General features: G+C 61.3%; 21 protein-coding genes. 14 read left to right on the top strand and 7 right to left on the bottom strand.

What is annotated here, in order from left to right; translation table 11 throughout:
• Window positions 1-7: 7 nt before the first annotated feature.
• The 9 genes from murD (at window position 8) to lpxC (ending at window position 11,200) form a co-directional block, all read left to right on the top strand.
• Window positions 8-1,519: a UDP-N-acetylmuramoyl-L-alanine--D-glutamate ligase gene (murD, locus tag ACJJV2_RS13520; RefSeq protein ID WP_405281656.1), complete on the top strand. Its 1,512-nt coding sequence runs from the start codon at window positions 8-10 to the stop codon at window positions 1,517-1,519.
• Window positions 1,512-2,741, top strand: a complete 1,230-nt coding sequence (ftsW, locus tag ACJJV2_RS13515) for a putative lipid II flippase FtsW (RefSeq protein WP_405281653.1) — start codon at window positions 1,512-1,514, stop codon at window positions 2,739-2,741. Before murD ends, ftsW begins: the two co-directional genes overlap by 8 nt.
• 77 nt (window positions 2,742-2,818) lie before the next feature.
• Window positions 2,819-3,895: an undecaprenyldiphospho-muramoylpentapeptide beta-N-acetylglucosaminyltransferase gene (gene murG, locus ACJJV2_RS13510; RefSeq protein ID WP_405282227.1), complete on the top strand. Its 1,077-nt coding sequence runs from the start codon at window positions 2,819-2,821 to the stop codon at window positions 3,893-3,895.
• Window positions 3,896-3,917: 22 nt separating this feature from the next.
• The gene (murC, locus tag ACJJV2_RS13505; protein ID WP_216059803.1) at window positions 3,918-5,330 is read left to right on the top strand and encodes a UDP-N-acetylmuramate--L-alanine ligase; all 1,413 of its coding nucleotides are present in this window, start codon (window positions 3,918-3,920) and stop codon (window positions 5,328-5,330) included.
• Window positions 5,331-5,362: 32 nt separating this feature from the next.
• A complete protein-coding gene (locus ACJJV2_RS13500; RefSeq protein WP_240548700.1) occupies window positions 5,363-6,328 on the top strand; it encodes a D-alanine--D-alanine ligase in 966 nt (321 codons plus the stop codon).
• Window positions 6,329-6,331: 3 nt separating this feature from the next.
• Window positions 6,332-7,060, top strand: a complete 729-nt coding sequence (locus tag ACJJV2_RS13495) for a cell division protein FtsQ/DivIB (RefSeq protein ID WP_043332498.1) — start codon at window positions 6,332-6,334, stop codon at window positions 7,058-7,060.
• A 289-nt stretch (window positions 7,061-7,349) separates the two neighbouring features.
• Window positions 7,350-8,630, top strand: coding sequence for a cell division protein FtsA (ftsA, locus tag ACJJV2_RS13490; protein ID WP_043332496.1), 1,281 nt, complete (start codon window positions 7,350-7,352; stop codon window positions 8,628-8,630).
• Window positions 8,631-8,670: 40 nt separating this feature from the next.
• Window positions 8,671-9,837 carry a cell division protein FtsZ gene (gene ftsZ, locus ACJJV2_RS13485; protein ID WP_043332494.1) on the top strand — a complete coding sequence of 389 codons (1,167 nt, stop codon included), beginning with the start codon at window positions 8,671-8,673 and terminating at the stop codon, window positions 9,835-9,837.
• A gap of 451 nt (window positions 9,838-10,288) precedes the next feature.
• Window positions 10,289-11,200 carry a UDP-3-O-acyl-N-acetylglucosamine deacetylase gene (gene lpxC / locus ACJJV2_RS13480; protein WP_054555085.1) on the top strand — a complete coding sequence of 304 codons (912 nt, stop codon included), beginning with the start codon at window positions 10,289-10,291 and terminating at the stop codon, window positions 11,198-11,200.
• Between the two features lie 216 nt (window positions 11,201-11,416).
• On the opposite strand, the gene ACJJV2_RS13475 is transcribed toward lpxC, so the two are convergent.
• The gene (locus tag ACJJV2_RS13475) at window positions 11,417-11,896 is read right to left on the bottom strand and encodes a DUF721 domain-containing protein (RefSeq protein WP_405281646.1); all 480 of its coding nucleotides are present in this window, start codon (window positions 11,894-11,896) and stop codon (window positions 11,417-11,419) included.
• 62 nt (window positions 11,897-11,958) lie between these two features.
• On the opposite strand from ACJJV2_RS13475, the gene ACJJV2_RS13470 reads away from it, so the two are divergent.
• From ACJJV2_RS13470 to ACJJV2_RS13455, 4 genes are all read left to right on the top strand, one after another.
• Window positions 11,959-12,339 (top strand): hypothetical protein, encoded by a 381-nt coding sequence (locus tag ACJJV2_RS13470; RefSeq protein WP_043332488.1) that lies wholly within the window; start codon window positions 11,959-11,961, stop codon window positions 12,337-12,339.
• A gap of 174 nt (window positions 12,340-12,513) precedes the next feature.
• Window positions 12,514-15,276, top strand: coding sequence for a preprotein translocase subunit SecA (secA, locus tag ACJJV2_RS13465; RefSeq protein WP_405281642.1), 2,763 nt, complete (start codon window positions 12,514-12,516; stop codon window positions 15,274-15,276).
• An 89-nt stretch (window positions 15,277-15,365) separates the two neighbouring features.
• A complete protein-coding gene (argJ, locus tag ACJJV2_RS13460) occupies window positions 15,366-16,589 on the top strand; it encodes a bifunctional glutamate N-acetyltransferase/amino-acid acetyltransferase ArgJ (protein WP_405281639.1) in 1,224 nt (407 codons plus the stop codon).
• 107 nt (window positions 16,590-16,696) lie between these two features.
• Complete coding sequence (locus tag ACJJV2_RS13455) at window positions 16,697-17,650, top strand: Nudix family hydrolase (RefSeq protein WP_405281636.1); 954 nt, start codon at window positions 16,697-16,699, stop codon at window positions 17,648-17,650.
• 130 nt (window positions 17,651-17,780) lie between these two features.
• Here ACJJV2_RS13455 and yacG read toward each other — a convergent pair whose 3' ends face one another.
• The 5 genes from yacG to pilB all read right to left on the bottom strand — a co-directional run bounded on the left by yacG (window position 17,781) and on the right by pilB (window position 22,768).
• Window positions 17,781-18,026 carry a DNA gyrase inhibitor YacG gene (gene yacG, locus ACJJV2_RS13450; RefSeq protein ID WP_153635187.1) on the bottom strand — a complete coding sequence of 82 codons (246 nt, stop codon included), beginning with the start codon at window positions 18,024-18,026 and terminating at the stop codon, window positions 17,781-17,783.
• A complete protein-coding gene (coaE, locus tag ACJJV2_RS13445; RefSeq protein WP_405281633.1) occupies window positions 18,019-18,669 on the bottom strand; it encodes a dephospho-CoA kinase in 651 nt (216 codons plus the stop codon). Before coaE ends, yacG begins: the two co-directional genes overlap by 8 nt.
• Window positions 18,666-19,526, bottom strand: a complete 861-nt coding sequence (locus ACJJV2_RS13440) for an A24 family peptidase (protein WP_240548701.1) — start codon at window positions 19,524-19,526, stop codon at window positions 18,666-18,668. Before ACJJV2_RS13440 ends, coaE begins: the two co-directional genes overlap by 4 nt.
• A gap of 91 nt (window positions 19,527-19,617) precedes the next feature.
• A complete protein-coding gene (locus tag ACJJV2_RS13435; RefSeq protein WP_225347623.1) occupies window positions 19,618-20,856 on the bottom strand; it encodes a type II secretion system F family protein in 1,239 nt (412 codons plus the stop codon).
• Window positions 20,857-21,031: 175 nt separating this feature from the next.
• Window positions 21,032-22,768 (bottom strand): type IV-A pilus assembly ATPase PilB, encoded by a 1,737-nt coding sequence (pilB, locus tag ACJJV2_RS13430; protein WP_225347624.1) that lies wholly within the window; start codon window positions 22,766-22,768, stop codon window positions 21,032-21,034.
• A gap of 571 nt (window positions 22,769-23,339) precedes the next feature.
• Here pilB and ACJJV2_RS13425 point away from each other — a divergent pair.
• Window positions 23,340-23,789, top strand: coding sequence for a pilin (locus tag ACJJV2_RS13425; protein ID WP_405281628.1), 450 nt, complete (start codon window positions 23,340-23,342; stop codon window positions 23,787-23,789).
• A 52-nt stretch (window positions 23,790-23,841) separates the two neighbouring features.
• Here the strand turns inward: ACJJV2_RS13425 and ACJJV2_RS13420 are convergent, their stop codons facing one another.
• Window positions 23,842-24,144, bottom strand: a complete 303-nt coding sequence (locus tag ACJJV2_RS13420; protein WP_405281625.1) for a hypothetical protein — start codon at window positions 24,142-24,144, stop codon at window positions 23,842-23,844.
• Window positions 24,145-24,209: the final 65 nt, after the last annotated feature.

Raw genomic sequence — 24,209 nt, 5'->3', positions numbered from 1 at the left:
ATTCGCGATGACCCTCTCTGTCACCTCTCAAGCACCGGCCCCGCCGGTGCCTGCCAAAGGACCGACCCTGGTGGTCGGTCTTGGTGTCTCCGGACAGGCGATCGCTCGCCATCTGAGTGATCGCGGCATCGACTTTGCCGTCGCCGATACCCGTAGCGCACCGCCGGGCCTCGAGAGCCTGCGCGAGCATGCGCCGCAGGCCGAGGTACATCTCGGTCTATTGGAAGCGCTGGACCTGTCACGCTTCGGCGAGGTGGTGCTCAGTCCGGGCATCGACCCGCGTCAGGCGGTGTTCGATGGGGTCCGCGAGCGACTGGTCGGCGAGATCGCACTCTTCGTGCGTGCGCTGGATGAGCGTCAGGCCCGCGACGCGCAGGGCAAGCGACCCACGCTGGTCGCGATCACCGGCTCGAACGCCAAGTCCACCGTGACCACGCTGATCGCGCAGATGGCCGCGCGTGCCGGTCGTGACGTGGCGGTCGGCGGCAATCTGGGCACCGCCGCGCTGACATTGTTGCGTGAGCAGCCTGATGCCGAACTCTACGTGCTGGAGCTGTCTTCCTTCCAGCTCGAGACCACACCTGAGCTCAAGGCCGATGTCGCCTGCTTCCTGAATCTCTCTGAAGATCATCTTGATCGCCACGATGGCATGCGCGGCTATCAGGCCGCCAAGCGCGGCATCTTCCGCGGCGCAGGCCTTGCGGTCATCAATGCCGATGACGCCTGGAGCTGGCCGGCCGAGAATGATGCGGTGGCGCGAGTCAGCTTCAGCGTGCAGCTCGGTGAGTCGGCCGATGAGTCGACCGATGAGGCTGCCAGGCAGGCGCAATGGCGCCTGGCGGAGCAGGGCGGCACGCTGTCGCTGTGTCATGTCGAGTCTGGCCAGCTGCGCGGCGTGATGCCTGCTGCGGAGGTGCGTCTTGCAGGCCGCCACAATCAGGCCAATGCGCTGGCGGCACTCGCGATGGGCACGGCGATCGGTCTCGACGAGACGGCGATGGTCGCCGAGCTAGCAAGCTTCGCGGGGCTGCCGCATCGCGGCGAGCTGATCGCCGAGGTGGCGGGCGTGCGCTGGATCAATGATTCCAAGGGCACCAATGTCGGGGCGACGCTGGCGGCGATTGCCGGTCTCGGCCCGACGCTCGAGGGCAAGCTGATATTGCTGGCCGGCGGCCAGGGCAAGGGCGCGGACTTCACGCCGCTGGCGGCGCCATTGGCCCGTTACGCCCGTGAGGCGGTGGTGTTCGGACAGGATGCGCCGCTATTGACGCAAGCCCTGGCCGATGACGTTACCGTGACGCCAGTCATGACGCTGTTGGAGGCCATGCGTCATGCTCGACAGATCGCTCAGGCGGGGGACTGCGTGCTGCTGTCACCGGCCTGCGCCAGTCTCGATCAGTTCCCCAATTACATGGCGCGCGGCGACGCGTTCCGTGACTGGGTCACGCAGCACATCATGCCCGGTGCTGACTGCAATTCTGGCCCTGGCGGCAGCGACAAGGAAGCCTGCGATGCGTAACAAGGCCCGGCGAGTCCATGACACCCTGACGGCAGAGCGTCAGCCCGTCGACGGCTGGCTGCTGTTCTGCGCGCTGGCGATCCTGTGTATCGGTTGGGTGATGGTGACGTCTGCCTCCAGCGAGATCTCGAGCGAGCGCTTCGATGGCAATGCCTTCTACTACAGCATGCGCCACGGCATCTTCATCGTGATCGGCCTGGTGGCCGCGATCTGTACGCTGCGCGTGCCGATGTCTGCCTGGCAGCAGCGTAGCTTCGCGATGCTGATGCTGGGCTTCGTGCTGCTGGTGGTCGTGTTGGTGGTCGGGCGCGAGATCAACGGCGCCAAGCGCTGGATACCGCTGCCATTGGTCGGCGGGGTGCAGGCCTCCGAGATCGCCAAGCTGTGTCTGATGATCTGGCTGGCCGGCTATCTGGACCGCCGCCTCGACAAGGTGCGCGCCAGCGTCGTCAACGGCCTCATTCTGCCCTGCGTCCCCTTGTTGCTGATGATCGTGCTGCTGGCACTGGAGCCTGACTTTGGCTCCATCGTGGTCATGGGCGGTGCCGTGATGGGCATGCTGCTGATGGCGGGCGTTGCCTGGTGGGGCTTCATCGTCTTGCTGGGCCTGGCCGGCGGCGGTGGTTGGCTGTTGGCGATCGCCGAACCCTATCGCTGGGAGCGTCTGACCACCTATACCGACCCGTGGGCCAACATGTATGACAGTGGCTACCAGCTGACCCAGGCGTTGATCGCCTTCGGTCGTGGCCACCTGAGCGGCATGGGGCTGGGCAACAGCGTGCAGAAGCTGTTCTATCTGCCGGAAGCACATACCGATTTCGTGTTTGCCGTGCTGGCCGAGGAGCTGGGCTTGATCGGGGCGACGGCCGTGGTGGCGCTGTTCGGACTGCTGATCTACCGCGCCTTCAAGATCGGTCGCCGCGCTGAACTCGCCGGCTTGCCGTTCAGCGCCTACCTCGGCTACGGTATCGCCCTCGTGCTGGGGGCGCAGGCCTTCATCAACATCGGTGTGGCCAGCGGACTGCTGCCCACCAAGGGGCTGACCCTGCCCCTGATGAGTTATGGCGGTTCCAGCCTGATCGTCAGTTGCATGCAGATCGCGATACTGCTGCGTATCGATGCCGAGACCCGCAAGCTGACCCGCTCACCGACAGGAAATGCCGCCGCGCCCCGGCGCAAGGCCAAGAAGCCGACCGAGACACCGCAAGGAGCACAGGCATGACGTCATCTTCTTCTACCATCGCTCCCGAGGGGGCGGTTGACTCGGTAGACACTGTCTCCAGGGGCGTCGTGCTGATGATGGCCGGCGGGACGGGAGGGCATGTGATCCCGGCGCTGTCGCTGGCGCGTGCCCTCGCGGCGGCCGGTCACGAGATTCATTGGCTGGGCAGCCCGCGTGGCATCGAGAACCGTCTGGTGCCCGACGCCGGCTACCCGCTGCATCGGGTCGAGGTCGCGGGCCTGCGTGGCAAGGGGCTGGCGGGCTATGCGGCGATCCCGTTTCGTCTCGCGCGTGCCGTTCTGCAGGCACGGCGCGTGATCCGTGAACTCAAGCCGGTGCTGGTGGTAGGCCTCGGTGGCTTCGCCAGTGGTCCGGGCGGGCTCGCGGCGCGCCTTGAAGGCATTCCACTGATCATTCATGAGCAGAACGCCATCGCGGGCCTGACCAACAAGGTGCTGGCGCGAATGGCAACGCGTGTCTACGCCGCCTTCCCGGGCGCCTTCCCGCCGGCCCTCGGGGCTCAGGTGGTGGGCAATCCGGTGCGTGATGAGATCGCTGATGTCGGTGCCGCCGGGCATGCGTCCGAGTCTGCTGTCGAGGCGGCAGGCGAGTCGCGTGCGTTGCATCTGCTGGTGATGGGTGGCTCGCTGGGCGCTCAGGCGCTCAACGAGACGCTCGCGCCGGCGCTGGCCCTGCTGCCGCAAGCCTCGCGCCCCGTGGTGCGCCATCAGGCCGGACGTGACAAGCAGGAGGCGACCCTCGCCGCCTATCAGGCAGCCGGCGTCACGGCTGAGGTCAGCGAGTTCATCGGTGACATGGCCGAGGCCTACGCCTGGGCAGACCTCGTGGTCTGTCGCGCCGGCGCGCTGACCGTGGCCGAGCTGGCTGCGGCAGGTCGGCCTGCGGTGCTGGTGCCGTTCCCCCACGCCGTGGATGACCACCAGACCGTCAATGCCGCGGTATTGGTCAAGGCGGATGCCGCGCGCCTGATTCCCCAGAATACGTTGACTGCCGAGCGCCTCGCCGAGACGCTGGCAGAATTGCTCGACCCCAAGATACTCACTGGCATGGCCGCTCGCGCCCGCAATAGTGCGGAACTCGATGCGGTAGCGACCATGCTGGCAGGCTGCATGGAGACTCGCCTTGAACGCTAGCAATTCTGATCGCGGTGCAGGTATGCGCCGCATCCGTCGTATCCATTTCGTCGGCATCGGCGGTGTGGGCATGTGTGGTATCGCCGAAGTACTGGGCAACATGGGCTATGAGGTCAGCGGCAGTGACCTCAAGGAATCCGCCGTCACGGCTCACCTGCGTGAGTGCGGCGTGCGTGTCGCCATCGGTCATGCGGCCATCAATGCCGAAGGCGCGGATGTGGTCGTGGTCTCGACCGCGGTGGACACCACCAACCCGGAAGTGGCCTGGGCGCGGGAGCATCGCATCCCCGTCGTGCGTCGCGCCGAGATGCTTGCCGAGCTGATGCGCTTCCGCCAGGGCATCGCGATTGCCGGTACCCACGGCAAGACCACCACCACCAGCCTGACCGCGACCCTGCTCGCGGAAGGTGGCATGGACCCGACCTTCGTCATCGGCGGCAAGCTGACCAGTGCGGGCACCAATGCCCGTCTGGGCGAGGGCGAGTATCTGGTCGCCGAGGCGGACGAGTCCGATGCCTCCTTCCTGCATCTGCAGCCGTTGATCTCGGTGGTGACCAACGTCGATGCCGATCACATGGCCACCTATGAGGGCGACTTCAATCGCCTCAAGGACACCTTCATCGAATTCCTGCACAACCTGCCGTTCTACGGTCTGGCGGTGCTGTGTATCGATGATGCCAACGTGCGTGAGCTGCTGCCGCGTGTTCAGCGTCAGTTCGTGACCTACGGCTTCAGCGACGATGCCGATTACCGCATCAGCGATTTCCGCCAGGGTGGCGGTCAGCTCAGCTTCACGGCGCTGCGTCCGGAAGGCCATGCACCGCTCGAGATCACCCTGGCGATGCCGGGTGAGCACAATGCGCTCAACGCCCTGGCGGCGATCGCCATCGCCACCGATGTCGGTGTCAGCGATGAAGCCATCGCCCGCGCACTGGCAAGCTTTGCCGGTGTCGGTCGTCGCTTCCAGGTGCACGGAGAATTCGCGGCACCCAATGGTGAGCAGAGCGTGATGCTGGTGGACGATTATGGCCACCATCCGCGCGAAGTGGAGATGGTGATTCGCGCCGTGCGCGCCGGCTGGCCGCAGCGCCGTCTGGTGATGGCCTACCAGCCGCACCGTTATTCACGCACCCATGATCTCTATGAAGACTTCGTGCGTGTGCTGTCCGAAGTCGACACGTTGTTGCTGCTGGATGTCTACAGCGCCGGGGAAGCGATGATTCCGGGCGCCGATGGCCGCTCGCTGGCGGGCTCGATCCGTCAGCGCGGTCAGGTGGACCCGCTGTTCGTCGAGCACAAGCGTGCCTTGCCGGACCTGCTCAAGAACGTGCTGCGTCCGGGCGATATCCTGATTACCCAGGGGGCGGGCGATGTCGGTGGCATTGCGCTGGCACTGGCGGGGGCCGACCTCAAGCTTGACGAGGTGACGCTATGACCGTCTCTTCCTCCTCGTATGGATCGACAGGCGTGAATCCTGAGCTGGCCACGCGCTATGGACGTGTCGTGGTGCTGTTCGGTGGCCTGAGCGCCGAGCGCGAGGTGTCGCTCAAGAGCGGCGCGGCGGTACTGGCGGCCCTGCAGGGCGCAGGTGTCGATGTGCAGGGCTATGACATGGCGCATGGGCTGGCCGGTCTCGAGGCATTGCGCCCCGACCGTGTCTTCATCGCCATGCATGGTCGCGGCGGCGAAGATGGCACCTTGCAGGGGGCGCTGGAATTGCTGGGCATCCCCTACACCGGCAGCGGCGTGCTGGCCTCTGCACTGGGCATGGACAAGCTGCGCACCAAGAAGCTCTGGGATATCGAGGGCTTGCCGACGCCGCGTTCCTGTCGCCTGGCGGCGGACACGGACTGGCAGTCGGTGCTCGAGACGCTCGGTACGCCGGTGGTGGTCAAGCCGGTGCATGAGGGCTCGACACTCGGCATCCATATCGTCGAGGACGCCCAGGCGCTCCAGGATGCCTGGACGGATGCCAGCCGCTTCGATGCGGTGGTGATGGCCGAGCGTTTCATCAAGGGCCCGGAATACACGGTGTCGGTATTGGACGGCGAAGTTCTGCCGGCCATTCGCATCGAAGCCGATAGCGGGTTCTATGATTACGATGCCAAATACATCGCCAATACCACGCGCTATCTGCTGCCTTGTGGTCTGAGCGCTGCGCGCGAGGCGGAATTGGCCGATATCTCGCTCAAGGCATTCAACGTGCTGGGCTGCGAGGGTTGGGGTCGTGTCGATGTGATGGAAGATGCGGACGGCGCCTTCTGGCTGCTGGAAGTCAACACCTCGCCGGGCATGACCGATCACAGCCTGGTGCCGCAGTCCGCGGCGCATGTCGGGCTCGATTTCGCCACCCTGGTGCTGCGCATTCTCGACACGACTCTCGCCGAGCGGGACGCAAACGACGCGTCAGTCGCTCAGCAGAGTGGTCATTGATCGATGGCGGCGCGTAGCACTACCGGCGCAATCTTCGGCCTCGTTCTCGGTCTTGCGCTGCTGGTCGCGGGCGGACAGGCATTGTGGACCTGGCTTGATCGTCCCATTGAGCGGGTCACCATCAAGGGTGACTTCGATCATGTCAGTGCTGCCTACCTTCAGCGTCATATCGCGCCGTTGATTCGTGGCCAGAGCTGGCTCTCTGTCCCATTGGGCGAGGTTCGGCGTCGCGCGTTGGCGATCGATTGGCTGAGTGAGGTCAGCATCTCGCGTCGCTGGCCGGATACACTCGAATTCGAGCTGTTTGAACAGCAGCCGGTGGCCTATTGGAATGATGGCGAATTGCTCAACGTGCGCGGTGATGCCTTCCAGGCGGGCCCGGTCACACAGCTGGGCAATCTGCCCAATCTGGCGGGGCCCAAGGGCAGTGGATCCGAAGTGCTGGCCGAGCTTGACGCGCTGCAGAGCCAGTTGGGCGGGCTGGGGCTCAATGTCTCCCAGTTGCGATTGGAGCCACGCGGCGCCTGGCGCTTTCAGGTCAATGATTCGGTGTGGGTGATGCTGGGTCGCAATGATCGAGAGGCACGTCTGGCGCGTTTCATGGCGGCCTGGCAACGGCGCTTGGGCGATGAGGCGTCGCAGATCCGCTACATTGATCTGCGTTACCCCAACGGAGTGGCAGTGGCGTGGCATGGGGAGACGACGGCACCCGAAGAAGGCAAGGACAGTTGAGGCAAATGGCGACACTCACTACATGCTTCATTTGCGTGTGAGTATTAGCAAAATGGCGATATCGCCAGTTTCATTTGTCGTCAATCCCGCCTATTCTAGCGGGGATTTGCGCCCCTCGGTATTTTAGGCTGGTATGCCCCAAGTGGCTGCTCCTATACTGGGAAGTCAAATCCCTCTGTACGGGTTAAACGGAACGTAAACCCGTTTTGGGTGGTGCGGCAGACATGTTGTCTGTCAAAGCGCGCAATTATTTTCATGATGAACCAGAATCAAGGAGCTGGCCCGACCTATGGCAGGACATTCCAAATCACAGGATATGGTGGTCGGGCTGGACATCGGAACCTCCAAGGTAGTCGCGATCGTGGGTCAGCCGACCGATGATGGCGGTATCGAAATTGCGGGAATTGGCTCCCACCCTTCACGTGGCATGAAGAAGGGTGTGGTGATCAACATCGAATCGACCGTACAGTCGATTCAGCGCGCAGTGGAGGAGGCTGAGTTGATGGCCGGCTGCGATATCCACTCGGTATATGTGGGCATCGCCGGCAGTCATATCAGTTCGATGAATTCCGATGGTGTCGTGGCGATCAAGGATCGCGAAGTGACGCCGTCTGATATCGAACGCGTGATCGACTCGGCGCGCGCTCGAGCGATTTCTGAAGGTCAGCGCATTCTTCACGTGCTGCCGCAGGAATATGCCATTGACCGTCAGGAAGGTATTCGCGAGCCGTTGGGCATGTCCGGGGTGCGTCTTGAGGCGCGCGTTCACCTGGTCACTGCCGCACTGAATGCCGTGCAGAATATCGAGAAGTGCGTGCGTCGCTGCGGGCTCGAAGTCGACGACATCATTCTCGAGCAGCTCGCCTCGAGTCATGCGGTTCTGACCGAGGATGAGCGTGAATTGGGTGTGTGCATGGTGGATATCGGCGGTGGTACCACGGATATCGCCGTCTTCACCGAAGGTGCCATTCGTCATACGGCTGTGATCCCCATCGCGGGTGATCAGGTCACGAATGACATCGCCATGGCGCTGCGCACACCGACGCAATATGCAGAAGAAATCAAGGTCAAGTATGCCTGTGCTCTGACCCAGCTGGCCTCCAGCGACGAGACGATCAAGGTGCCGAGTGTCGGTGACCGACCGGCACGTGATCTGTCCCGTCAAGCGTTGGCCGAAGTGGTCGAGCCCAGGTATGAGGAACTGTTCACCCTGGTCCGCGATGAATTGCGTCGCAGTGGCTATGAAGATCTCGTGGCTGCGGGCGTGGTTCTGACGGGTGGAACGTCACGCATGGAAGGTGTCGTTGAGCTGGCGGAGGAGATCTTCCACATGCCGGTTCGCATCGCTTGCCCGCAAAATGTGCGTGGACTGGCGGATGTGGTCCGCAATCCGATTTATTCCACGGGTGTGGGTTTGCTACATTATGGGATGAAACAGGAGCGGCACACGCCATCGTCGACGACCGTCGCGGTGCGCAGAGAGGAATCTGCCGCGCGACGCGTTCACGGCCAAGAGCACGACACCTCCACGCTGGAGCGGATCAAGGGCTGGTTCAAGGGAAATTTCTGACAGGGATTACAGAAAGACTGTGATCCAGGAGACAGGGCATATGTTCGAACTGGTAGATAACGCACCCTCCAGCAGCGCGGTCATCAAGGTGATCGGTGTTGGCGGCGGCGGTGGTAACGCCGTCAATCACATGGTCGAGAGCAACATCGAAGGCGTCGAGTTCATCTGCGCCAACACCGATGCTCAGGCGCTCAAGCGCGTGGCCGCCAAGACTGTCCTGCAGCTGGGCAGTGAAATCACCAAGGGGCTTGGCGCTGGCGCCAACCCGGAAGTGGGCCGCCAGGCGGCGATGGAAGACCGTGAGCGTATCGTCGAGCTGCTGCAAGGCGCCGACATGGTCTTCATCACCGCTGGCATGGGGGGGGGTACCGGTACCGGCGGTGCTCCTGTCGTGGCGCAGGTCGCCAAGGAACTGGGTATCCTGACCGTGGCCGTCGTCACGCGTCCGTTCCCGTTCGAAGGGCCGCGTCGTCAGAAGGCGGCAGAGCAGGGCATGAAGGAGCTCTCCGAGCACGTCGACTCCCTGATCACCATCCCCAACGAGAAGCTGCTGTCTGTGCTGGGCAAGAGCGCCAGCCTGCTGAGCGCCTTCAGCGCCGCCAACGACGTGTTGCTGGGTGCCGTGCAGGGGATCGCGGAGCTGATCACCAGCCCGGGCATCATCAACGTCGATTTCGCCGACGTACGCACTGTCATGTCCGAGATGGGCATGGCGATGATGGGGACCGGTGACGCCATCGGCGAGAACCGTGCTCGTGAGGCCGCCGAGAAGGCCATTCGCAGCCCGCTGCTCGAAGACATCGATCTGCACGGCGCGCGCGGTATCCTGGTCAACATCACGGCAGGCCCGGACCTCTCCATCGGTGAATTCAACGATGTGGGTGCCACCGTGCAGGAGTTCGCTTCTCCGGATGCCACCATCGTGGTCGGGACGTCCATCGACATGGACATGACCGACGAGCTGCGTGTCACTGTCGTGGCGGCGGGTCTCGACGGTCGCGTCGAGAAGCCGGCGGCGCGTGAAACGGCACCGGCCAAGCGTACCGTCGAGAAGCCGGCGGACTACCGCAGCCTGCAGACGCCGACGGTCACCCGTCAGGCCAAGGAAGAGCAGGAAGCGGCAGCCAAGAAGTCGGAGCCGCGCAAGTCGCGTGATATGGATGACTATCTCGATATCCCGGCCTTCCTGCGTCGCCAGGCTGACTGATGCGCACTGACTGACACGTCATTGACGCTCATGTGCCAGTCGGCACGAGGCTGAGATGACACGGCTCATCGTGAGTCTGACTTCACCCATTCGGGGCTTCCCGGGTGGGTGAAGTCGTTTCCGGGGCAGACAAAAGGGGCTTTCGCCGCCGGCGCGGGGCGCTGCCTGTGCGTCACGGGTGCATCCGGCAGTGCCGTGGGCGCGTAAGGAAGGGTGTACTTCAAGCTGTCTTGCACATTGATTATCGTTTTATGGCAGTGCGAGTGAGAACTGTTTGGTGATTGCGTGTTCATACTCAGCACGAGGCCAGCAGGCGCGCGGGTCAGCCTCAATGGTGCTCGAAAGGCAATGTTGAATTTCCCTAACAGCGGCAGGTGACAATTTGTTGAATTCCTGCATTGCTGTTATCATGAACACTGTTTCCAAATTCAGGCTGACTGGCTATCTCCCTATGATTCGACAAAAAACACTCCAGAATACGATCCGCGCCACAGGCGTTGGTCTGCACTCAGGTGACAAGGTTTACCTGACGCTGCGTCCTGCTCCGGTCAACACCGGCATCGTCTTCATCCGTACCGATCTCGAGCCGCAGGCTCATATCCGTGCCGATGCGATGAGCGTCCGTGACACCACCATGTGCACCGCCGTTTCCAACGGTGAAGCCAAGGTGACGACCGTCGAGCACCTGATGTCCGCCTTTGCAGGCCTGGGCATCGACAACTGCTTCGTCGAGCTGTCCGCGCCGGAAGTGCCGATCATGGACGGCAGTGCGGGTCCGTTCGTCTTCCTGATCCAGTCCGCTGGTATCCAGGAGCAGTCGTCGCTCAAGAAATTCATCCGCATCAAGCGCGAGATCGAAGTGCGTGATGGTGACAAGGTCGCGACCTTCCTGCCGCACAACGGCTTCAAGGTGTCCTTCGCCATCGACTTCGATCACCCGGTGTTCGAGCAGCAGAAGCAGACCACCACGGTCGACTTCTCTACCACCTCATTCGTCAAGGAAGTGTCTCGCGCGCGTACCTTCGGTTTCATGCGTGACCTCGAGTTCCTGCGCTCCCAGAACCTCGCGCTGGGCGGAAGCCTCGACAATGCTATCGTCGTCGATGACTATCGCATCCTCAACGATGAAGGCCTGCGTTACGACGATGAGTTCGTCAAGCACAAGGTGCTGGACGCCATCGGTGACCTCTACCAGCTGGGTCACAGCATCATCGGTGAGTTCCGTGGCTACAAGTCCGGTCATGGCCTCAACAACATGCTGTGCCGCGCGCTGCTGGAAAATGCCGACAGCTACGAGATCGTCACCTTCGAGAACTCCGATGCGATGCCGATTTCCTATGCCTCTCCGGCGCTTGCCGTCTGAGTCGAGGCCAATGACATCTGCGAAAGCTGCAAGACGAGGTATTTCAGAAGAAAAGCACTCAGAGAGACAGTACGAGCAGAACACTGTGACCTAGCCCGTCCAGCCTGACAGCACTGCTCCGGCCTTAGCCAGCCGGAGATGGAAACGACAACAGCCGCGCCGCCCAAAAGGGCGGCGCGGCTGTTTGCATGCAAGACAAGAAATGCTTGAGTTGGCTCAGGGCGTCTCGGTGTCGTCGCTCGAATCCGATGCGTGGGCCGCCAGTCGCTCCAGGGCGAGTCGCAGACGCTCGTCCTGGGTGTGTGAGGCGCAATCCAGCAGGTGTTCTGCGGCAGCCTCTGGCAGGTGGCGTGGTTGGCGTGCGGGCACGAAGGCCGGGCGGATCGGGCGGACCTTGAAGGTCAGGCGGGCGAGGGTGGCGAGTTCTGGCAGCTCGCGCAGCACACTGATCAGGCGACGCTGTTCATAGCGCAGCCAGGTCAGCCAAGAGGCGCGACTGGTGATCAACGTCAAGGTGTCATCGTGATAGCCGCCGACGAAGACCTGTTCCTGCATGTCCTTGGGCAGTGCAGCACGCAGGTGTAGCTGGGCCTGCTCGAGCATGCGCGCCTGGCGCATGACGCTGCCAAGTTGCCCCTTGCCGTTCAACAGGCGCGCCGCGGGCTGGGCGCGGAAACGCTTAGCCTTTATACTCATGGGCTTGCATGCCGGTTCAGTGATTTCCGGCAATCTATCATGAGCGGGAGTCCGGCAACAGCATGAGCCCTGTCGATGCCACAGCACGCCCTCGTGCGTTACCGGATTCCGGTAGCGGCGCTTCGCGTCGCTGGTCGGTACGCACGGCGCCGCGCTGGCTGCTGGCAGGCCTGCTGCTCAGCTGTCTGTTCCCCGCTGGACTGAGCGCGGCGCAGGTCGAGCGCGTCAATCTGACGCTGGCCAGCATCCAGTTGCTGGCACCCGCGGTGATTCGTGCCGAGAGTCGCCGTCAGGGGCTACGCTGCCTGCGCAAGCGGGTGCGTCGTGCGCCCCAGGCCAGTCCCAACCTCCCGCGCCAGCGCTCCTTCGTTTCCTGCACACGCGTCCTGCTGCGTGGTCTCGTCAATGCCATCGCGCCGCGTGCGCCGCCCATTCTGTCCTGACACCCCGTTCATCGTTCGCGCCGCGGATGATGAGGTTCGTTTTCTCTTTCGAGCGTAATGCCTGATGGGCCCCGGGCCACATCGAGCTGCCTGTCATCGCGTTTGGCGGCAGCGCTTGAGTGTCATGATATGTGAAGGCGTGACCCGGCCCCGGGTCACGTACAAGGACAGAATATGCTGGGTAAATTCCTGACCAAGGTAGTAGGTTCCAAGAATGATCGCGAAGTGAAGCGCCTGCGCAAGCGGGTCAACGCGATCAATGCGCTCGAGAGCGAGCTTGAACCGCTCTCCGATGAGGCGCTGACAGCCAAGACCGCGGAATTCCGCGAGCGTCTCGCGCAAGGGGAACACCTCGACAAGCTGCTGCCGGAAGCCTTCGCGACCGTGCGTGAGGCCAGCAAGCGCATCATGGGCATGCGTCACTTCGATACCCAGATGGTCGGTGGCATGGCGCTGCACGAAGGTCGCATCGCCGAGATGAAGACCGGTGAGGGCAAGACGCTGGTGGGGACGCTGGCGGTCTACCTGAACGCACTGACCGGCGAAGGCGTCCACGTGGTGACGGTCAACGATTATCTGGCCACCCGTGATGCCAACTGGATGCGACCGCTGTATGAATTCCTCGGCCTGAGTGTCGGTGTCATCTACTCCGGCCAGCCCAATGAAGACAAGCGCGCCGCCTATCAGGCCGATATCACCTACGGCACCAACAACGAATACGGTTTCGATTACCTGCGCGACAACATGGCCTTCTCGCTGGAAGACAAGGTCCAGCGCAAGCTGCACTTCGCCATCATCGATGAGGTCGACTCCATCCTGATCGATGAGGCGCGCACGCCGCTGATCATCTCCGGTCCGGTGGAAGAGAATACCGACCTCTACAAGATCATCGATCGCATGGCGCGCGAGCTCGAGCAGTGCAGCGATGAGGAAGATCCGGAAAGCGGCGATTTCACCCTCGATGAGAAGCAGAAGCAGGTCGAACTGACCGAGTTCGGTCACCAGAAGGTCGAGGCGCTGCTGCGTGCCCAGGAGCTGCTCGGGGAAGAGGATTCCCTGTATGCGGCCCAGAACCTGAGCCTGCTGCACCACGTGCACTCTGCGCTGCGTGCCCAGAACCTGTTCGTGCGTGACGTGGATTACATCGTCAACAACGGCGAAGTGGTCATCGTCGATGAGCACACCGGGCGTACCATGGTCGGTCGTCGCTGGTCTGAAGGCCTGCACCAGGCGGTCGAGGCCAAGGAAGGCGTTGCCATCCAGAAGGAAAGTCAGACGCTGGCATCCACGACCTTCCAGAATTACTTCCGTCTCTACGACAAGCTGTCCGGCATGACCGGTACGGCCGATACCGAGGCCTTTGAATTCCGTCAGATCTACAATCTCGACGTGATGGTCATCCCGACCAACAAGCCCATCGCGCGCAAGGACATGAATGATCTGGTCTATCTGACCGCGGAAGAGAAGTTCAACGCCATCATCGAGGACGCCCGCGAGAAGGTCGCGGAAGGTCGTCCGGTGCTGGTGGGTACCGCCTCGGTCGAGACCTCCGAGCTGCTGTCGCAGATGATGCACAAGGCGGGCGTCAAGCATCACGTCCTGAACGCCAAGCAGCACGTCAGCGAGGCTGCCATCATCGCCCAGGCGGGTCGTCCGGGCGCCGTGACCATCGCGACCAACATGGCCGGTCGTGGTACCGACATCATGCTGGGCGGCAACTGGGAAGCCGAGCTTGCCGAGCTGGAAGCGCCGACCGAAGAGCAGATCAACGAGATCAAGCATGGCTGGCAGGAGCGTCACGAAGCCGTGCTGGCGGCGGGTGGTCTGCACGTGATCGGCTCCGAGCGTCACGAATCACGCCGTATCGACAACCAGCTGCGCGGTCGTGCCGGTCGCCAGGGTGACCCGGGCTCCACGCGCTTCTTCCTGTCGCTGGAAGATAGCCTGATGCGTTTGTTCGGTTCTGACCGTGTTCAGCGTCTGATGGGCGCGCTGGGGCTCGAGAAGGGCGAAGCCATCGAGCACAAGATGGTCTCCAATGCCGTCGAGCGCGCGCAGAAGAAGGTCGAGGGTCGCAACTTTGACGTGCGCAAGCAGCTGCTTGAGTACGATGATGTCGCCAACGACCAGCGCAGCGTGATCTACGAGCAGCGCAACGACATCCTCGAAGCCGACGAGATCGCCGAGAACATCGCCGGCATCCGTCGCGAAGTGCTCGATGACGCCATCTCCCTGCGTGTGCCGCCGCAGAGCCTGCCGGAACAGTGGGACCTGCCGAGCCTCGAGAACGACCTCAAGACCGACTTCAACCTCGACCTGCCGCTGGTGCAGTGGGCGGAAGAGGACGAGCACTTCCATGAGGAAACGCTGCGCGAACGTCTGCAGGCTGCCCATGAAGCGCTTTACGCCGACAAGGTCGAGGCCGTTGGCCCTGAGCTGATGCGCCGCTTCGAGAAGCAGGTCATGCTTCAGGTGCTGGACACGCGCTGGAAGGAGCACCTGCAGGCGATGGACAACCTGCGTCGTGGTATCCACCTGCGCGGCTATGCCCAGAAGAACCCGAAGCAGGAATACAAGCGCGAAGCGTTCGAGCAGTTCCAGACGCTGCTGGTCAACATCAAGTCCGACGTGGTGCGCATTCTCAGCCACGTGCAGGTGCGTCGCCAGGAAGAGGTCGACACGCTGGAAGAAGAGCGTCGTGCCAACCTCGAGCGTGAGCAGGCCAGCGCCGAAACGCGCCGTGTCGATGACGATGCGGTCAGTGAAGACGGTGTCCAGGCGGCCGAAGAGGTCGTCGAGGCACAGTACGGCGCGCAGCCTCAGGCCCAGGGCGATGGCGAGCCGATGCGCCGCGATGTGCCCAAGGTCGGTCGCAACGACCCGTGCCCATGCGGTTCCGGCAAGAAATACAAGCAGTGCCACGGCAAGCTGAGCTGACACTGCGCCAAACAGCCTCCCTGCGCGTCACGTCGATTCGGCTCGCAGGGAGCAGTTGTCACAGAACACCATGATTGGAGACGTGAGCGATGGCGGTAGGGCCTTCCACTTTTCCCGCTGACATGCCGGCGATTGCCGGCTTTCAGATCGGGGTTGCTGAAGCCGGTATCAAGAAGCCGGGTCGTCGTGATCTGGTGATCATGGCCCTCGAGGCAGGGTCGCGTCTTGCAGGCACTTTTACCCGCAACGCCTTCTGTGCGGCGCCGGTCCATGTCGCACGTGAGCACCTCACGGCAGGCGTCGAAGGGCCGCGTTATCTGGTGATCAACACCGGCAATGCCAATGCGGGAACTGGCGAGCAGGGCATGACCGATGCTCGCGCGACCTGTCAGGCCTTGGCGGAGATCGCCGGCTGTGATGCAAAGGCAGTGCTGCCGTTCTCGACCGGCGTGATCGGTGAACCGCTGCCGATGGATCGCCTGACGGCGGCGTTGCCGACAGCCTTTGCCAATCTGGGCGAGGGCGACTGGTCTGCTGCGGCGCATGGCATCATGACCACCGATACGCGGCCCAAGGGCAGCTGGCGGACACTGACGCTGAGCAATGGCGAGAGCGTGACGCTGGCGGGTGTCTCCAAGGGCTCCGGCATGATCTGCCCGAACATGGCGACCATGCTGGGCTTCGTGGCCACCGATGCTGATCTCGCCATCGATCAGGCGGCGCTCGATGCCATGCTGCGCCGGGTGGTGGTCAAGAGCTTCAACAGCATCACCGTCGATTCCGATACCTCCACCAATGACGCCTGCGTGCTGGCTGTCACGGGGCAGGCCGGGCGTGTCGAGGGTGAAGACCTGATCGCGTTCGAGGCCGCCCTGGCGGAGGTCATGCTCGAGCTGGCTCAGGCCATCATTCGTGATGGCGAGGGGGCGACCAAGTTCGTCACCATCGAGGTCAGCGAGGCACGTTCACAGGAAGAGGCGCGTGCCGTCGGCTTTACCGTCGCGCACTCGCCGCTGGTCAAGACAGCGCTCTATGCCAGCGACGCCAACTGGGGTCGCATTCTGGCGGCCGTCGGGCGTGCGCCGCTGGAAGAGCTGGACGTCACGGGTGTCGCGATCACGCTCAATGGCGTCACCATCGTCGAACAGGGCGGCCGTGCCGACAGCTACACCGAAGCCGCCGGCAGTGCCGCCATGGCCGAGGAAGAGCTGGTGATCGGCATCCGCCTGGGACGTGGACAGCAGGAAGCTCGCATCTGGACATCGGATCTGTCCCACGATTACGTCTCGATCAACGCTGATTATCGTAGCTGACGCCCCAGGGCGGAGGCTTACGCTGAAACGGTAATGCAATATCTCCCGCAGGCTTCGCCTCTCGAGGCGGAGTCGGATGTACAACGCGAGTCAAAGGTACAGGCATCATGCCGAAGCGAAGGGTTCACGTGGCGGCTGCCGCCATCTTAAACGAACAGGGCCAGGTCCTGATTGCACGTCGTCCCTCGACGGTGGATCAGGGCGGCTTGTGGGAGTTTCCGGGTGGCAAGCTGGCGCCTTACGAAACCGGTCTGGAAGCGCTCAAGCGTGAGCTGTGCGAAGAGCTGGGCATCGAGATCATTCGTGCTCAGCCGCTGATCCGTATTCATCACGAATACCCGGACAAGCACATCCTGCTGGATGTGTGGGAAACGCGTCAGTTCACTGGCGAGCCCTTTGGCCGTGAAGGGCAGGCAGTGCGCTGGGTCGAGATCGAGGATCTCTACAAGTACGCCTTCCCGGCGGCGAATCTGCCGATTCTGCGGGCGGTCTCGCTGCCGCGCGAGTACCTGATCACGCCGGAAGAGGCCGATGAGAACGTCTTCGAGACGCGTCTGACGCGTGCGCTGGATGAGGACGGGGTGCGTCTGGTCCAGCTGCGCGCCAAGGAGCTGGATGAGGCGGCCTATATCGCGCGTGCCGAGAAGGCGCTGGCGATCTGTCATGCGCGTGGTGCTCGTCTGCTGCTCAACGCCGAACCGTCCATGCTCGGCAAGGTCGATGCGGATGGTATCCACCTGACCAGCGTGCGTCTGGCGGAGCTGGCGGAAAAGGGCGAGCGCCCGATTGCCGCCAACAAGTGGCTGTCTGCCTCTACCCATGATCAGCAGCAGCTGGACCAGGCCGGTCGTGTGGCGTGTGACTTCGTGTCACTGTCGCCGCTGCGTGTGACGCCGTCGCACCCGGAGCGTCCGCCGCTGGGCTGGCATGACTTCCAGGGGCTGGTCGAGCAGGCGTGCATGCCGGTCTATGCGCTGGGTGGCATGTCCCGCTATGACAGCGATCACGCACGCGCTGTCGGTGCCCAGGGTATCGCATCGATCCGTGATTTCTGGAAGTGATGATCGCGCGTTGATGGCAGTTGTCTGAACGAAAAAGACCCTCGAGGCTAGCCTCGAGGGTCTTTTTTATGCCCAGCGTCTTGAGTGTCTAGCTCTGCATCAGTCTGAACCAGCAGGGCTCTCTCGAGCGCTACTGCTGATGCATGTCGCGCTCCATGCGCGCCACCATCTCATCGATGCTGGTCTCATCCATGGCGGGCTCACCGGCGATGCTGTGGGATTCGTCAGCCCAGGCGCCAAGATCGAGCAGTTGGCAGCGCTTGCTGCAGAAGGGGCGAAACTCGCTGGCGGCACTCCATACCACGTCGGTACGGCATTGCGGGCAAGCGACGGTCAATGGTGTCTTGCCATTGTGGGGAGCGGTGGCATCAGACATGAGGGGTGTCCTGAAACGGTGTGTGGGGGGCGCTCAGTGATCGATAGTAGGCATCCATGGCCACTACCTGTTCACGAAGATGCGCCTGGCTTCCGTCATTGTCGATGACATCGTCGGCCTTGGCCAGTCGTGTCTCGCGCGGCAGTTGGGCCGCAAGAATGGCGCGTACCTGCGCTTCGCTGACACCATCGCGGCTCAGCGTGCGCGCCAGCTGGATATCCTGGCTGACATCCACCACCAGGGTGCGTGAGACGAGGCTGTCCTGGCCGGACTCGAACAGCAGAGGAGAGACCAGCAGGCGATAGGGACTAGTCATGGCCGCTAGGTGCTGCATGATCCGCTCCCGGATACGCGGATGGGTGCAGCGCTCCAGCCACTGGCGCTCCTCGGGGGCAGCAAAGATCCGCTCGCGCAGCGCGGCGCGATCAAGCTCGCCCTGCGCCGTGACGATCGACTCGCCGAAGTGGGCGATGATCTCGGCCAGTGCGGTTTCGCCGGGACGCACGATCTCGCGCGAGACATCATCGGCATCCACCCACTGGATGCCCAGCTCGCCGAACAGCCGCGCGACGCTCGATTTGCCGCTGCCGATGCCGCCGGTGACACCGATGATGGGGCCTTGGGGCAAAGAAGTCGTCGTCATGCGCCGATCACGCTCAGGTAGAGGCTCATCAAGGGCGTGCCAAACAGCAAAGCGATCCAGCCGGCAACCGCCAGGTAAGGCCCGAAGGGCATCGGTGCGCCGCGCAGACGCGGTACCAGCAGTTGCAGCAGGATGCCCAGAATGGCCCCGAGACCGGCGGACAGAATCAGCAACAGCGGCAACCACTGCCAGCCGAGCCAGGCGCCGAGAGCGGCGAGCAGCTTGAAGTCACCGTAGCCCATGCCTTCCTTGCCGGTGACCAGCTTGAATAGCCAGTAGAAGCTCCACAGCACCAGATAGCCCGCCATCGCGCCGATGACGGCACTGGGTAGCATCAGAGGCTGAAACAGCAACTGATAGGCGAGGCCTGCCCACAGCAGTGGCAATGTGATGGCATCTGGCAGCAGCTGGGTGCGGAAGTCGATGACCGATAGCACCAGCAGGGTCAGGCAGGCGCCGAAGATCCACAGGCTCTGTGCCTCCAGGCCGTAGATCAACGCGATGGAAGCGCCAAGCGCGCCACCGGCCAGTTCCACCAGCGGGTACTGCGCGCTGATGCGCGTATTGCAGCTGGCGCAGCGACCACGCCGCTTCAGCCAGCCGAGAATAGGGAGGTTATCGTGCCACTTGATCGGCGTGTCACAGCCCGGGCAGCGTGATGCTGGCACCAGTAGATTGAAGCGCGGTGTGTCTTCGGCTTCCAGCTCCAATGCCTCGCGGGCCTCGGCGCGCCATTGGCGCATCATCATCACTGGCAGGCGGGTGATGACGACATTTAGAAAGCTGCCGACCAGCAAACCGAATATACCGGCCAGGCAGGCTTGCAGTGTGGGGGAGAGTTGGGCGAGTGATTCCACGAGTCGTCCTTGTCAGTAAATGACACGGCCGCGTCCTTTTGGTGGCGCGGCCGCTTGGCATGAAAGCTTCTTTCGAGATACAGGCGGCGTTCTAGATCGCGTTGCCCAGCTCGAAGATGGGAAGATACATCGAGACTACAAGCCCGCCCACCAGGGTGCCTAGTACCACGATGATCAAGGGCTCCAGCAGTGAGGTCAGGGCATCTACCTTGTTGTCGACATCTTCTTCGTAGAAATCCGCAACCTTGTTGAGCATGGCATCCAGTGAGCCGGATTCCTCGCCAATCGCCACCATCTGTACTGCCAGTGTCGGGAATAACTGGGTATTGCGCATGGCAAAGTTCAGCTGCTGGCCAGTAGAGACATCTTCCTTGATCTGGGCAATGGCGCGCTCGTAGACCTTGTTGCCTGAGGCGCCGGCGGCAGTATCAAGTGATTCCACTAAGGGCACACCTGCCTGGAAGGTCGTAGCCAATGTGCGTGAATAACGAGCGACAGACGATTTATCCAGAATATCGCCGAGCACCGGTACCTTGAGCATGAAGCGGTGACTGGCGTAGGCAAACTTCTCAGAGCGCTTGATTCCCTGTGCAATAAGAACGACGGTCAGGATTATCGCGCCTAATGCCACATACCAATAATTCTGTGCATACTCGGATAAGGTAATCGTCAGCTGGGTGAATGCTGGCAGCTCTGCGCCGAAGCCTTGGAAAAGGCTTTCAAATTGCGGAACTACCTTGATCAACAGGATCGCTGTTACCCCGATCCCGACACCGATCACGGCGATAGGGTAATAAAGGGCTTTCTTGACGCGCGCCTTGAGAGAATCAATCTTTTCTTTATAAGTCGCGACACGGTCAAGCATCTTGTCCAAGGCGCCAGCTTGTTCGCCGGCTTCGACAAGATTGGCAAACAGGTTATCAAAATGCTGGGGGTGTTTGCGCAAGGCTTCCGAAAAGCTGGCGCCTGCTCCCACCTGATTCATCATGTCTTCGACCAGATGACGCATGCCTGGACTCTTCATGCTCTCAGCCACGATGCCAAATGCCTGAAGTACCGGTACGCCAGCACGGATCATGGTCGCCATCTGACGGGCGAACATGGTGACATCCTTGCCACTGACCTTCTTGCTGCCGCCAAACAGGGAGGACTTCTTGCGCAGGCGCTTGAGCACGATCCCCTGGCTGACCAGCGTGTTCTTGACCTGATCGACGTTGGCCGACATCAGCTCGCCCTTGACGTTTTCACCGCGCGAGTTCTTGCCCGACCATTGCCAAGTTTCAATGCCCGCTTTTTTCTTGTCTTTCTTGGCAGTTCTGGGAGTTGCCATGTCAGTTATCGTTCCCTGATAAATGGGGAGCAGGCATTGAAGGTCGAGCCATGATCAATGCCTGGGTCATCTTGTCTTCAATGTGCCTGATGACTGAGCAAAAGTCAGCTATCTGGCGTATTGATCGCTGTCGCCAGCATGGACAACCATTACATGCTCGGTCAGTTGCAGTGGCTCAGTCCTTGGTGATGCGATTGACTTCTTCCAGCGAGGTCATGCCCGACATCACCTTGCGCAAGCCGCTACGCCTCAGGTCTGAAAGCCCTTCCTTGCGCGCCTGGTCTGCCAGCTCGATGGCGGTGCCCTCACGCATGATCAAGCGGCTCATCTCATCCGAGATCGGCATGACTTCATAGATGCCGACTCGCCCCTTGTAACCCAGCGTGCACTGGCTGCAACCGACGGGACGGAATATGGTCGCCGCCTCGAGTTCTGCTGCGCTGAAGCCATTGTCTTCACTGAAGCCCATCGAGGCCATCGCCTCAGGTGGAATCTCCGCGGGCTGGCGGCAGTGGGTACACAGGCGGCGAGCAAGGCGCTGAGCGATGATCAACGAAACGGAGCTCGCGATGTTGAAAGGGGCAATCCCCATGTTGCTCAGGCGTGTCAGTGTCTCGGGGGCAGAATTGGTGTGCAAGGTAGAAAGCACCAGGTGACCGGTCTGGGCTGCCTTGACGGCGATCTCGGCGGTTTCCTTGTCACGAATTTCCCCCACCATTACCACATCGGGATCCTGGCGCAGGAAGGCGCGCAGGGCCGAGGCGAAATCCAGGCCTATCTTGGGCAGCACGTTGACCTGATTGACGCCTTCTACCTTGAGTTCGACCGGGTCTTCCGCCGTCGAGATATTGCGCTCCGGAGTATTGAGGATATTCAGCCCGGTGTAGAGCGTTACGGTCTTGCCGCTACCGGTAGGCCCAGTGACCAGAATCATGCCCTGCGGCTGATCCAGCGTCTTCTCGAACATGGCGCGCTGTTCAGGTTCGAAACCCAACGCCTCGATGCCCATCTTGGCAGAGCTGGGATCAAGGATACGCAGCACCAGCTTCTCGCCGTACACAGTGGGTAGAGTGTTGACACGGAAGTCGATGGAGCGGGACTTGGACAGACGCAGTTTGATCGCGCCGTCCTGCGGCAAACGGCGCTCGGAAATATCCATGCGCGACATGACTTTCAGGCGCGCCGAGATCCGGTTGCGCATATTGAAGGGCGGGCGGGTATTCTCGACCAACATGCCATCGATACGAAAACGAATACGATAGGTGGATTCGTAGGGCTCGAAGTGGATATCCGATGCGCCGCGCTTGATGGCATCCAGTAGCACCTTGTGAACAAAGCGCACCACTGGCGCATCATCACTGCTGGCCGTGATGGCCAGATCGTTGTTGTTATCTTCTTCGCCTTCGAAATCCAGCCCATCGAGTGCTTCGCCATCTTCGCTCAGCATGTCCATGGCGCTTTCTTCGCCGGCTTCCAGGTATTGCTCCAGTGCTGGCGTCAGCTGGTCGGCAGCGACCAGGACACTCTCGATCGACAAGCCGGTGGCAAATTGCAGTTCATCAAGATGCGTGAGCGTCGATGGGGAGGGCACGCCGACGGTCAAGCGATGCTCGCGACGATAGAGTGGCAATACCCCCAGCTTGCGCAGGACCTTCTCGGGCAGCTCATCAATGGAGGGCAGCGAGTCGATACGAAGGGCATCGAGATCCACATACGGTAGGCCGTATTCCCAAGCGGCTGCCAATGTCGCGTCACGTGCCGTCACCAGGCCATGCGCGATAATATGCAGCAACAGGCTTTCCCCGGCCTCATTGGCTTCCTGTTCAGCCAGCTGTGCTGCCTGTGGTTCGAGCAGGCCAGAGTCGACCAGTCGGGCGGCAAATCCTTTTAGCGTGTGTTCTGACTGGGGCATGACACTCTTCCTGTTGCAGTTGCCGATGGGGCTACTCTCGCTGCTTCAAACATGAAGCAGGCACTGATGCGCTGTGCGTGAACTGTGGTGCGGCAGCCATCGTATTACAAACATCGTCTTGCAGAAGAGTGTAGCTGGATTGCCCAGCGCTAGGAATGGCGCATTCGTGACATGAGAAGGGGATAGAGTGAGTGGAAGGAGCTGGCCAAACACTGTTGGGTCGGGAGTAACGTTGAAGAGAGCCTGAATCTCGATCACAAAGTTTTTGTGTTCGTTGCTTGCAATGTCACCGAGTGTAATCTATTGTAACAAACAAGCAGCCGTCAGCGCCGCCAAGCAAGCGTCTTGCGACATGGCAATGGCACCTGAACTGTGGCTGTGGTATCACTCGTCCCGTCCGGTCGACACCCCGTGATATCAAGATGTTATGCTGATGAAAATGTTGTTGGGAATATTAGAAACAAACGCCCATACTGACATTCTTCTGTAACATCCTGCTGGTCAGGGAAGGTAACCGGGGTTTCAGGACGTACGACCTGATCTCACTACGCAAATGCAAGGGAGTCACACCATGACACGCAAGCAATCTGGTTTTACATTGATCGAGCTGATGATCGTTGTGGCGATTATCGGTATTCTGGCGGCCATCGCAATTCCACGTTACCAAGATTACGTGGCGCGCTCACAGGTTACTGAAGCATTCAATTTGGCAAGTGGCTTGAAGACAGCTGTCGCTGAAATTTACGCTAATACCGGTGATTTGGCTGGTATTGATAGCGAAACTAATGGCATTCCAGCAGCTGCTACTGTTAATGGTGCTTATGTCTCACAGGTTGCAGTAGATGAAGGCGTTATTACTGCTACTATGGGTGTTGATGCTAGTGCTGCCGTCGACGCAGATACTGTGGTACTTACGCCTGTAGTTACCGACGCTGCTGGTGCAGAGCTGGGGTCTATTACATGGAACTGCACAGCTTCTACTGTTGAAGATCAGTATCTGCCCCAAAATTGCCGCGGTTAAGACATAAGTAGTTAAATAAAGCCACCCCTGGGTGGCTTTATTGCTTGGTTATTTAATAAAGAGCTTCTTCTTCCTCAACCACATCCTTCAGCAGCTCCAGGAACAGCTTGTCTGCATCGGAGTGCTCTGTGGGATCTTCCGGGATATGGATGCTGGTAGTGTCAGAAATCTCGTTGGCGATGATGGCCAGCACCGCTTGCTCATTCTTTCCTTGTTCTGCCCCTTCCTTGAGGCGCGCTCGCGCCACGACCAGTGACTGCTCGAGAATCTTCGGGTCTTGCAGCAGCTTGCGGATGAAACCTTTCAGCTCACTGATGATACGTGTCTTGTGCATTTCGCCGGATGCGTTGCTCATGGCGTGCTCCTTGTCTGGTGGATGTCTGTCTTTGAGTTCGAGGGTGAATTCTGGTCTTGATGACG

It is taken from the genome of Cobetia sp. Ld8 (assembly GCF_045066615.1).
Lineage (GTDB): Bacteria > Pseudomonadota > Gammaproteobacteria > Pseudomonadales > Halomonadaceae > Cobetia > Cobetia amphilecti.
This window is presented reverse-complemented; position numbering and strand designations above follow the sequence as displayed.